Source organism: Fulvivirga sp. (genome assembly GCF_040220315.1).
Classification (GTDB): domain Bacteria; phylum Bacteroidota; class Bacteroidia; order Cytophagales; family Cyclobacteriaceae; genus Fulvivirga.
Genome location: NZ_JAVJUY010000079.1, coordinates 1 through 10614, shown reverse-complemented (window position 1 = coordinate 10614; position 10614 = coordinate 1). Strand labels below are relative to the sequence as shown.

Annotated in this window: 7 protein-coding genes and 1 pseudogene; 7 read left to right on the top strand and 1 reads right to left on the bottom strand. The window is 38.1% G+C overall.

What is annotated here, in order from left to right:
* Nucleotides 1–277: 277 nt before the first annotated feature.
* From RLO81_RS03570 to RLO81_RS03540, 7 genes and pseudogenes are all read left to right on the top strand, one after another.
* Nucleotides 278–523, top strand: coding sequence for a hypothetical protein (locus tag RLO81_RS03570; protein ID WP_350107340.1), 246 nt, complete (start codon nt 278–280; stop codon nt 521–523).
* 474 nt (nt 524–997) lie between these two features.
* Nucleotides 998–3814, top strand: coding sequence for a carbamoyl-phosphate synthase large subunit (carB, locus tag RLO81_RS03565; RefSeq protein WP_350107338.1), 2817 nt, complete (start codon nt 998–1000; stop codon nt 3812–3814).
* A 23-nt stretch (nt 3815–3837) separates the two neighbouring features.
* Nucleotides 3838–4077 carry a DUF4834 family protein gene (locus RLO81_RS03560; RefSeq protein WP_350107335.1) on the top strand — a complete coding sequence of 80 codons (240 nt, stop codon included), beginning with the start codon at nt 3838–3840 and terminating at the stop codon, nt 4075–4077.
* 63 nt (nt 4078–4140) lie between these two features.
* Entirely contained in the window at nt 4141–4917 is a 777-nt protein-coding gene (gene dapF / locus RLO81_RS03555; RefSeq protein ID WP_350107332.1) for a diaminopimelate epimerase, read from the top strand.
* Between the two features lie 55 nt (nt 4918–4972).
* Nucleotides 4973–8319, top strand: a pseudogene (secA, locus tag RLO81_RS03550) (preprotein translocase subunit SecA).
* Nucleotides 8320–8838: an SPOR domain-containing protein gene (locus RLO81_RS03545; protein ID WP_350107329.1), complete on the top strand. Its 519-nt coding sequence runs from the start codon at nt 8320–8322 to the stop codon at nt 8836–8838. It begins immediately after the preceding pseudogene.
* Entirely contained in the window at nt 8831–10015 is a 1185-nt protein-coding gene (locus RLO81_RS03540) for a M20 metallopeptidase family protein (RefSeq protein WP_350107326.1), read from the top strand. Before RLO81_RS03545 ends, RLO81_RS03540 begins: the two co-directional genes overlap by 8 nt.
* Here the strand turns inward: RLO81_RS03540 and RLO81_RS03535 are convergent.
* Nucleotides 10012–10614, bottom strand: a 603-nt coding sequence (locus RLO81_RS03535) for a PhoU domain-containing protein (protein ID WP_350107323.1), incomplete at its 5' end; no start/stop codon positions are given. The two genes, RLO81_RS03540 and RLO81_RS03535, sit on opposite strands and share 4 nt — an antisense overlap.

The following is a 10614-nucleotide window of genomic DNA, read 5'->3' as shown; positions in this document are numbered from 1 at the left end:
CCATAGAGCGTACAAGTGTGTGTAATGAGCATGTACAAAAAGCACTATAAAATTACCAGTCTTATCATTCTAGCACTAATGCTAGCGTGCTTCGCTTATCTAGAAGATCAGCTGCTCAATCACCTCTCTTATGTTGAAATGGAAGTCAAGTGCTATTTGAATCAGACGATTGGCGAAGAAAAAAACGTTCTTTCAAAATTTGCACACCAACTAGTCGGTAAGATTAAAAATTAAAGTTGTCTGGCAATAAATTGGAGAATTTCCTAGTTTCAAACCCATGTTTGGACTTTTCAAAAAGAAAGAAAAAGATACTTTGCCTGCCTTATTTGATCTCGATAATAACCCACTGATGGAAGGTGATTTGGTCGAGGTATTAAGATATGAACTAGGTAAAAGTAAACTCATTCTTGTCGACAAAGTCTATTACTATCAGTCAGTGAAAAGCGGCAAACAAATTAGCTGGCTAAAAATGATCGATGCCTCAAGCGATCGGCAGAAAGTAAAAAAGATTCTTGATTCTTGATTCTTGATTTATCATTCTTTTATCATTTATTTTGTTTATTATCTCAATAAGAGTATATTCACTATTAGTATTATTCAAAAACGTTAAAAATGGTTAACAATCCGCTACTAAAATTTGTGCTTCTTATATTGCCGTTTACATCAACAATAGCTTTAGTAATGAGATTGCTACATGTTGACTTAAATACAAGTGTTTTGTTCGTGATGTTTATTACATCAATTGCAGGAATGATTATCTATTGTGCACTTTTATTCAAATCACAAAAGATCGTCAATAATGAAAAAATTGGATGGCTATTAGCATTATTATTTGCTCATACAATAGCTGCACCAATATTTTGGTTTAAACACATTAAATAATCCTTATACCCCTAGTTCTTTTACAATATTACTTTTGATTCTCTAGCCGTATGATATACCTTTGTGCCAATTTGAGCACGAGTCATTTATCTTACAAATTTCTAACCACTAATCCATGCCAAGAGATCGTAGTATACGCTCCGTTTTAATCATCGGTAGCGGTCCTATTATTATCGGACAAGCCTGTGAATTTGACTATTCAGGTTCACAAGCAGCCAGATCATTAAGAGAAGAAGGTATTGAGGTAATTTTAATTAACTCAAACCCGGCTACCATCATGACAGACCCCGTAACGGCCGATCATGTGTATTTAAAACCTCTGACTAAAGCATCCATTAGAGAAATACTTGATAAGCATAACATCGATGCTGTTTTACCTACTATGGGTGGCCAAACAGCGTTGAACTTAGCTATTGATTGTGATAAGGCCGGGATTTGGGAGAAATACGGTGTAAAAATCGTTGGTGTTGATATCGAGGCTATTAACATCACGGAAGACAGGGAGCAGTTCAAAAACCTGATGCATAAGATTGGTATTCCAATGGCACCACAAACCACTGCCAAGTCTTACTTAGAAGGTAAAGAAGTTGCTCAGGAATATGGTTTCCCACTTTGTATCCGTTCATCTTTCACATTAGGAGGAGCAGGCGCAGCCGTTGTATGGAAAGAAGAAGAATTTGATAACCTACTGAAGCAAGGCCTGGAAATGTCGCCTATTCATGAGGTGATGATTGACAAAGCCTTAATGGGTTGGAAAGAATACGAATTGGAGTTATTGAGAGATAACAAAGATAATATTACTATCATTTGTTCTATTGAAAACTTCGATCCGATGGGCATTCATACAGGTGATTCCATCACTGTTGCCCCGGCAATGACACTGTCCGATACTACGTTCCAAAAAATGAGGGACATGGCCATCCATATGATGAGGTCAATCGGAAAGTTTGCCGGAGGCTGTAACGTGCAATTTGCAGTAAGCCCAGATGAAAAAGAAGATATCATCGCCATTGAAATTAACCCAAGGGTTTCTCGTTCCTCCGCACTAGCTTCAAAAGCAACGGGGTATCCTATCGCTAAAATAGCAGCTAAACTTGCCATTGGCTATAACCTTCATGAACTAAGCAATGCTATTACAGGTACTACCTCAGCATTCTTTGAGCCGGCTATTGACTATGTAATCGTTAAAATACCGCGTTGGAACTTTGATAAATTCGAGGGTTCTGATAGAAAGCTAGGTCTTTCTATGAAGTCGGTTGGTGAGGTGATGGGAATTGGCAGAAACTTTCAGGAAGCGTTACAAAAAGCTTGTCAGTCGCTAGAAATTAAAAGAAATGGACTTGGTGCCGATGGCAAAGAACTAACCAAGCAACAAGAAATACTATATAGCTTGGAGCACCCAAGCTGGAACAGGTTATTCCATATTTATGATGCTTTTAAATTGGGCATACCATTTAAAACCATCCAAAACCTTACAAAAATAGATAAGTGGTTTCTTTATCAAATTGATGAACTCATTACACTTGAAAATGAGATCGAAAAACATAAAATCGATACGATTCCCGAACATCTTTTACGAACAGCAAAGGAAAAAGGCTATGCTGACAGACAGCTTGGCCATTTAATGCGATGCTGGGAGAGTGAAGTTTTTGATAGAAGAAAAGAACTAGGTATCAATAGGGTATACAAGTTAGTAGACACCTGTGCTGCTGAGTTTGAAGCACAAACGCCTTATTATTATTCTTCATTTGATCAGGAAAATGAATCAATCGTATCTGATAAAAAGAAAATAATTGTATTGGGCTCAGGTCCAAACCGAATAGGTCAGGGTATTGAGTTTGATTACTCATGTGTGCATGGAATTCTTGCTGCAAAAGAGTGCGGTTATGAAACCATCATGATCAACTGTAATCCTGAAACGGTATCTACCGATTTTGATATTGCTGATAAACTATATTTTGAGCCAGTATTCTGGGAGCACATTTATGAAATCATACGACATGAAAAGCCTGAGGGTGTAATTGTTCAGTTAGGAGGACAAACCGCTCTTAAGTTGGCAGAAAAACTTGAGAAGTACGGGATAAAAATACTTGGAACTAGCTTTGACGCGTTGGATTTGGCCGAAGATAGAGGAAGTTTCTCTCAATTGCTGAAAGATAATGATATACCCTATCCAAAATTTGGCGTAGCCGAAGATGCAGAAACTGCCATTGAACTTTCAAAAGATTTAGGGTTCCCGCTACTTGTAAGACCTTCTTATGTTTTAGGCGGTCAGAGCATGAAAATCGTGATAAACGAGCGTGAACTGGAAGAACATATTGTTGATATTCTTAAGAAAATTCCTGGAAACAAAGTTTTGCTTGATCATTTTTTAGATGGTGCTATTGAGGCAGAGGCTGATGCAATATGCGATGGAGAAGATGTGTATATTATTGGAATCATGCAGCATATTGAGCCTGCAGGTATTCATTCCGGTGATTCATATGCTGTTCTTCCTCCCTATAATTTGGGCGACTTAATTATCAAACAAATTGAAGAATACACAAAGAAGATTGCGATAGAATTAAGAACCGTAGGGCTAATTAACATCCAGTTTGCCATTAAGGATGATAAAGTTTACATTATAGAAGCAAACCCTAGGGCATCCAGAACGGTACCATTTATTTGTAAGGCATATCAAGAGCCTTATGTGAATTATGCTGTTAAAGTGATGCTGGGAGAGAAAAAAGTAAAAGACTTTACATTCAATCCTGTTAAAAAAGGGTATGCCATCAAAGAGCCTGTTTTTTCATTCCATAAGTTCTCTGATGTAAACAAAGAATTAGGGCCTGAAATGAAATCAACTGGTGAATCAATCTATTTTATAGATGATTTAATGGACGATTATTTTATGAAAATCTACTCAGAACGAAACCTATACTTGAGTAGATAAGTTAATAAAGCAAAAAGAATAAAATGTTAAAGTTTCTTTTAATCATATTTATACTTGGTTATGTCTTTTTTAAGGGATTAGGCTTCTTTATCCGAATGATTTTAGGAGGCTCATCAATGAATCAGTACGGTAACCAACAACAAAATAGTTCTCAAAGACCAAAAAACAGCAATGTAAATGTTGATTACATTCCTAAAGATCAAAAACCTAAGAAGGAAAATTTCAAAGGTGGTGAGTATGTGGACTTTGAAGAAGTGAAGTAAAAATTGTAACTAAGATAACTATAAAAGTCCCGCTTGCAGTGGGACTTTGTTCGTTTAATGAACATGACACAATTACCATTTTTTAAATATCAGGCCACCGGCAACGATTTTATTCTGCTCGATAATACTTCGAACAATATCAATCACTCTGTTGATCTGGCTAAAAAGTTATGTGATCGTAAATTCGGAATTGGCTCCGATGGGTTAATTATCATCCAAAACCACCCAGATTACGATTTTGAGATGGTATTTTACAATCCGGACGGTAGCCAGAGCTTGTGCGGTAATGGCAGCCGATGTGCCGTTAACTTTGCAAAAAAGCTCGGTCTTATTTCCTCATCTACTACTTTTCTTGCCCATGATGGCCCTCATGAAGCCAGTATTTTAAAAGATGGGATCGTAAAACTCAAAATGTCAGACGTACATTCTGTCAGAGAAATGGATGATGGTATATTTATTGACACCGGTTCACCACATCTGGTCGAATTCGTTTTTAATCATCAAACAATCAATGTTTTTAAAGAAGGAAAATCGATTAGGAATAATAACACCTTTAAAGATGAAGGTGTGAATGTAAACTTTGTTGAAGTGGAAGGTAATACCATACACGTGCGCACATACGAGCGTGGCGTTGAGGATGAAACCCTTTCATGTGGTACAGGAGTAACAGCAGCTGCTTTAGCTTCATCAGGAAAGGGCTTAAAAAGTCCGATTGCCATTAAAACAAAAGGTGGCGAGCTAGAAGTTGCCTTTCAAAAAGTATCAGAAACGGAGTTTAAAAATATTTATTTAATTGGCCCGGCATTGGAGGTTTTTACGGGTGTTATTGAATTAAATTGAGCGGTAAAAATTATAAAAAACGACTTAACTTAGAGCGTTAAAAGTTAATACAAGTATGTTAAAATTCATTGCGAAAGTATTCGGCACAAAGTCAGACAAAGACATAAAAAAACTGATGCCGATGGTGGAGGAGATTAATGCAGAGTTTGCAAAACTAAGCAGCATAAGCGATCAGGAATTAAGAGAAAAATCCAGGGCCGTAAAAGGCGATATAGATGAGTATTTAAAGTCAATAGATGAGGAAATTGCCACACTTCATAAGAAGGTGAATGATAATCCCGATCTTGATATTCATGAAAAAGAAGAAATATTTAATGAAATAGATTCCCTTGAAGAGAAACGTAATAAAGATCTTGAAGAGGTTTTATTAAAAGTATTGCCCAGGGCTTTTGCCATTGTAAAAGAAACAGCCCGCAGGTTTAAAGACAATGACCATTTAGTGGTAGATGCTACCATGCACGATAAAACATTAGCCGCCAAAAAGCCTAATGTTGAAATAGATGGTGAAAAGGCCATATGGAAAAATAAATGGCTAGCAGCAGGCACTGAAATTAAATGGGATATGCTGCATTACGATGAGCAATTGATTGGTGGTATAGTGCTGCATGAAGGTAAAATTGCTGAAATGGCTACCGGTGAAGGTAAAACTTTGGTGGCAACACTCCCTGCATTTTTAAATGCTTTAGCCAAAAGAGGTGTTCACGTAGTAACTGTTAACGACTATCTGGCAAAACGTGATAGTGAGTGGATGGCTCCTATTTTTGAGTTCCACGAACTAACTGTCGATTGCATCGATAAACATGAACCTAATTCAGAGGAAAGAAAAACGGCCTAAGGTGCGACATTATCTATGGAACTAATAATGAATTTGGTTTCGATTACTTAAGAGACAACATGTCTCGTGAAACGGATGATCTGGTACAGAAAAAACATCATTACGCCATGATTGATGAGGTGGACTCTGTATTGATTGATGAAGCCAGAACACCATTAATCATCTCAGGGCCGGTGCCACGCGGTGATGAACACGAATTTTACGATTTAAAACCTCGAATCTCCAAACTGGTTGATGCACAGAAAAAATTAACGCAGCAATTCTTAGTCGAGGCTAAGAAACTTATATCAGAGGGTAACGAAAAAGAAGGTGGATTAGCATTATTCAGAGCCTTTAGAGGTTTGCCAAAACATAAGCCCTTGATTAAATACCTAAGTGAAACAGGTATGCGTCAAATTCTTCAGAAAACAGAGAACTTCTACCTTCAAGACAATCAGAAAATGATGCCTGAAGCAGATGAACCTTTGTATTTCACCATTGATGAAAAGCATAACAGTATTGAGCTTACTGAAAAAGGTATTGACCTGATTACCAAAGAAGGTGAAGATTCTAACTTCTTTATTATGCCAGATATTGGTATTGAAATCGCCAACCTGGAAAAAGACGAATCGCTGAGTGACGAAGAAAAAGTCACTAAAAAAGATGAGTTGATTAAAGATTACTCCATAAAATCACAGCGAATTCATTCGGTTAACCAACTTTTAAAAGCATATACGCTATTCGAAAAAGATACTGAGTACATCATCGTTGATGGCAAGGTAAAAATCGTTGATGAGCAGACTGGCCGTGTAATGGATGGCAGAAGGTATTCTGATGGTTTACATCAGGCCATTGAAGCTAAGGAAAATGTGAAGGTGGAAGATGCTACTCAAACATACGCCACCATCACTTTACAGAACTATTTTAGAATGTACCACAAGCTTGCCGGCATGACGGGTACTGCGGAAACCGAAGCCGGTGAATTCTGGGAAATATATAAGTTGGATGTAGTTGTTATGCCAACTCACAGACCAATTGCCAGAGACGACAGGCAAGATATGGTGTATAAAACCGTACGTGAGAAATTCAATGCAGTGGTAGATGAAATTGTGACCTTAACTCAAAAAGGTCGGCCAGTATTGGTAGGTACTACCTCTGTGGAAATTTCGGAGTTGGTGAGTAGAATGCTCAACATGCGCAAGATTAACCACCAGGTGTTAAATGCCAAGCAACACGCTCGTGAAGCTGAAGTTGTAGCTGAGGCAGGTAAACCAGGCACCGTAACTATCGCAACAAACATGGCTGGTAGAGGTACTGATATTAAACTTACACCTGAGTCTAAAGCTGCTGGTGGTTTAGCAATCATTGGTACGGAACGTCATGAATCAAGACGCGTAGATAGGCAGTTGAGAGGTCGTTCTGGTAGACAAGGGGACCCGGGTTCATCGCAGTTCTTCGTGAGTTTGGAAGATAACCTAATGCGTATGTTCATGCCGGAGCGTATCGCAAAGATTATGGATAGACTTGGTTTACAAGAAGGTGAAGTGATTTCGCATTCTATGGTTACCAAATCCATTGAAAGAGCCCAGACTAAAGTAGAAGAAAATAATTTTGGTATTCGAAAAAGGTTGCTTGAGTATGATGACGTAATGAACTCACAGCGTGAGGTAATTTACAAGCGTAGAAGAAATGCACTGTATGGTGAGCGACTACAACTTGATATTATGAACATGCTATTCGATACTTGTGAAGACATCGTATTGAATACCAAAGGAGCTGATAATTTTGACAGCTTTAAACTCACAATCTTAGGCGTTCTTGGCGTTGATTTTGAGATTTCAAAAGATGAATTTTCTACCATCTCAGAAGAAGATTTAACTCAAAAGCTTTATGAAGTGGCCTTCGAAGCGTATAAGAGAAAAAATAATGGAATTGCCGAAAAGGCATTACCAATTATCAAAAATATTTCTGAAACGCGTGGTGCTACGATAGAAAACATTCTTATTCCATTTACTGATGGCAAAAAACAAATTGGTGTAGCAGCCAATCTCCAAAAATGCGTTGATACCAACAATCAGGAAATGATCAAAGCTATGGAGAAAATGATTACCCTGGCTATTATCGATCAGCTTTGGAAAGACCATTTGCGAGAAATGGATGACTTGAAGCAGAGTGTTCAGAATGCCGTTTACGAGCAAAAAGACCCACTTTTGATTTACAAGTTCGAAGGGTTCGAACTCTTCAAAAGGTTTATTGCCAAAGTAAATGAAGACACTATTTCATTCTTAATGAAGGCAGATATACCGGTAGAAGATCCTAGTCAGGTGCAGGAAGCACGACAAAGAGGCAGACAGAAATTAAGTGAGAAGAAAGAAGAATCGAGATCGCTTCTAAGTGGTGGTGGCAGACAACCAGCAGCCAACAGGCCACCTGCTGAAATTACGAAGCCTTTGAAGTCTGAGAAGGTATTTGGAAGAAATGATCGGGTTACTGTTCAGTATATGGATGGGAGTATGAAAAAAGATGTTAAATTCAAGACGGTTGAAGCTGACATCAATAATAATAAGTGCGTTTTAGTAGAAGATTAAATGATAAAAAAGAGTTTATACTTTCTTGTTTATAGTTTGGCTATTTATGCTTGTTCACCTACAACAACTACCAGTACCTCGAGCATAGAAACTTATAACGAAGATTTATCAGTTCATCGGCCCAAGTTTGATGCATTAGATGAATCTAAAGAAGTAAAATCTAGTACCAAAGAGGTTGAAATTAGCTACCCGGAGCCAACTAATGATGTTACCAAAAACCTGAATGCAGTGTTAGACAGCATTAATAGGCTAAAAGCCAACATTAAGTATGTAGATGGCTTTACAGTACAGGTTTACTCAGGCACTAGTAGTGAAGAAGCCAAAATTGCAAGGGGTAAAGTTTATTCAATTCTTTCCGATGCTTCGCCCTCTTTAAAATATGATGAACCCAATTTTAAAGTAAAAGTTGGTAAATATTATTCGCGATTAGAAGCACAAAAAACGTATGCCCAGTTGAAGCGGAAGTTTCCCAACTCCATTATTATACCTGAAAAAATATACTTAGAAGAAATTGATTGAAAAGATAAAGAAGCTTGCTAAAGAGTATAAACAAGATGTAATTAACATCAGACGACATATTCATGCCAATCCGGAATTATCGTATCAGGAGTTTAATACGGCAAAATTTGTAGCCGGCCAGCTAAGGGAATTTGGCATCGAACCCAAAGAAGGGATAGCAGAAACAGGTTTAACGGCCATTATCAAAGGTAAAAATCCTGATAAAAAGGTGACTGCTCTAAGGGCAGACATGGATGCCCTGCCGATTTTAGAAGCCAATGACGTGCCCTATAAATCAAAAAATGAAGGCGTTATGCATGCCTGTGGGCACGATGCACATACAGCTTCACTCCTCGGTTGTGCAAAAATATTAAACGCATTAAAAGGTGAGTTTGAAGGCACCGTAAAACTTATTTTTCAACCCGGGGAGGAAAAAAATCCTGGAGGCGCCTCGTTAATGATAAAAGATGGTGCGCTAAAAAACCCAGCTCCTGCAACAATATTTGGACAGCACGTGATGCCATTAATACCTGTTGGAAAAGTTGGCTTTAGGCCCGGCATGTATATGGCCAGTTGCGATGAAATTTACCTGACTGTTCACGGAAAAGGTGGGCATGGAGCCATTCCTGAATTGGCGATTGACCCAGTGCTTATTACCTCGCACATAATAGTTGCCTTGCAGCAGGTAATAAGCAGAAACGCTAGTCCTAAAACCCCTACTGTCCTTTCATTTGGCAAAGTAGAAGCAAATGGAGCGACCAATATAATCCCGGAAAAAGTAGAAGTGGCTGGCACATTCAGAGCCATGAATGAAGAGTGGCGTGCAGAAGCTCATAGAATCATTAAAAAGATGGCCGAAAGTATTGCTGAAGGCATGGGAGGTTCGTGCACTGTGAATATTTCTAAAGGCTACCCCTATCTCGAAAATGACCCTACCACCACAGAAAGTGCCAGAAAATCTGCTGAAGAATATTTAGGGAAAGAAAATGTAGAAGACCTGGACCTATGGATGGGTGCAGAAGATTTCTCTTATTACACTCATGAAGTGCCTGCTTGTTTTTATAGGTTGGGAACCAGAAATGAACAAAAAGGAATAACCTCCTACGTTCACACACCTACCTTTAATATCGATGAAGATGCTCTTGAGATTGGCTCAGGATTAATGGCCTGGATTGCTATTGATAATCTTAGTAGCTAACGATCCTCTTCATCACGGGCAAGTTCACCAGTAATACCTTCAGTCACATTAATAACGTGGTCTCCTATCCGTTCTAGCAAATTGTACATATCGGCATATACAATTCCGTTAAGCACATGATATGAATTATTCTCAATGCTTTTTAAGTGTTTTTTGCGAAGCTGATCCCTCTTTTTATTAATGTGTTTCTCTACGTTAAATGCCTCTTCCAAAGTAACTTTTTTATGGTCAGCAGCTAAGTTAGAGTTCATTATTTCCAAAGATTTATCTACTAACTGGAACATTTCCATGAGGTTGCCTATCTGTTTTTCTGAAAACCAGACATCACTTTCATTCTTCCTTTCAATTGATAGTGAGATTTGGAAAAAGAGATCTGCAATTCTTTCAAGATCATTAGCGATTGAAATCATTCCCCTAAGCCGGAGCGAAGATTCATCGCTTAAATTAGAAGTGGATAGTTTAGACAGGTATTCAGCTACCTCAATTTCCATTCGATCCGTTATGCCTTCGTATTTTTTAACTCGTTTAACAATCTTATTTCTATTCTTAAATTTTTTATCTTTTATCAATGACTGAACAAATCCAGACATTCTTGAGGT

Bases quoted from the DNA above. Each gene is read 5' to 3' on its own strand.
- RLO81_RS03570 (WP_350107340.1), top strand. From the start codon at position 278: ATGTTTGGACTTTTCAAAAAGAAAGAAAAAGATACTTTGCCTGCCTTA.
- carB (WP_350107338.1), top strand. From the start codon at position 998: ATGCCAAGAGATCGTAGTATACGCTCCGTTTTAATCATCGGTAGCGGT.
- RLO81_RS03560 (WP_350107335.1), top strand. From the start codon at position 3,838: ATGTTAAAGTTTCTTTTAATCATATTTATACTTGGTTATGTCTTTTTT.
- dapF (WP_350107332.1), top strand. From the start codon at position 4,141: ATGACACAATTACCATTTTTTAAATATCAGGCCACCGGCAACGATTTT.
- RLO81_RS03545 (WP_350107329.1), top strand. From the start codon at position 8,320: ATGATAAAAAAGAGTTTATACTTTCTTGTTTATAGTTTGGCTATTTAT.